This is a genomic window from Paenisporosarcina sp. P4_D4 (genome assembly GCF_056401835.1).
Genome location: NZ_JBFUIO010000365.1, coordinates 1 through 858, shown reverse-complemented (window position 1 = coordinate 858; position 858 = coordinate 1). Strand labels below are relative to the sequence as shown.

Sequence of the window (858 nt, the reverse complement as noted above, 5' to 3'; positions counted from 1 at the left end):
TTATTGCTAATATTGCATCGTGTTTTGTAGTTGTTTTTATCATTGGCATCCAGCTAATGTTACCGATTAGGCTAACAAATCTTGCAATAATAAAAAAAATAACAAAATAACTAAAAAACGTTATAAACATAATATCACCTTGCTTCATTTTTATTTTATTGTAACAATCATCTTCAACTAACCTGCCCCGTTTGTTCAAAAAGAAAAAAGCTGCCTAAGCAGCATGAGGTTCTTCAACTTAAGCACCCGTTAGTTGAACTAGATTATCGGTATTGTTCTTTAAAAGACATTTTAAAGTTAGGTTTTATAGTTAATTCTATAATATTTTCGAATCTATCAGATTCACCGTGAAATATACGAATTTTTGAAAGAGGCTCTTTGTCGTCTATAATCTCAATTTTTTTAACTGATAGTAATGAAATGTATGACAATACCTCTTGTGTCCAACGATCCCTAACAATCAAAGTAAATTCATTATAAAAAGGGGAAAGAATTACCTCAAATAATTCCTTATCATTTTCTAAAATAAAAGTTGAAGTGTCGTTACCCCTCTTTCTTTTTTATCCATTTAATTAACTCGAGATGTGAATAGGTTACTCCTTCTTATTGAAGTAACCTGCCCCGTTAGTTCAATAAGAACTCCACAGGGATTTATTTAATAGTAAAGTTTCGAATCACATCAATAATTAATGGAATTCCACATACTACTAACATTAAAAATCCAAAATATCGAAAAATCAATTCAACATGTTCCATGACGTCTCTCCAAAAGAAATAGGAGGGTATAGGAAAAATCATTAATATAAAACCAACTATAAACCCATAGAAAAAAGTTCTTTGTCTATCCAACCTCTTCAC

Annotated in this window: 2 protein-coding genes; both read right to left on the bottom strand. The window is 30.1% G+C overall.

Features of this window, described 5'->3' with window-relative positions; all coding sequences use genetic code 11:
- Nucleotides 1-199 (bottom strand): hypothetical protein (locus AC1DSL_RS18865; protein WP_477533423.1); only part of this gene is annotated, 199 nt, incomplete at its 3' end.
- 452 nt (nucleotides 200-651) lie between these two features.
- Nucleotides 652-858 (bottom strand): hypothetical protein (locus AC1DSL_RS18860; protein ID WP_477533422.1); only part of this gene is annotated, 207 nt, incomplete at its 5' end.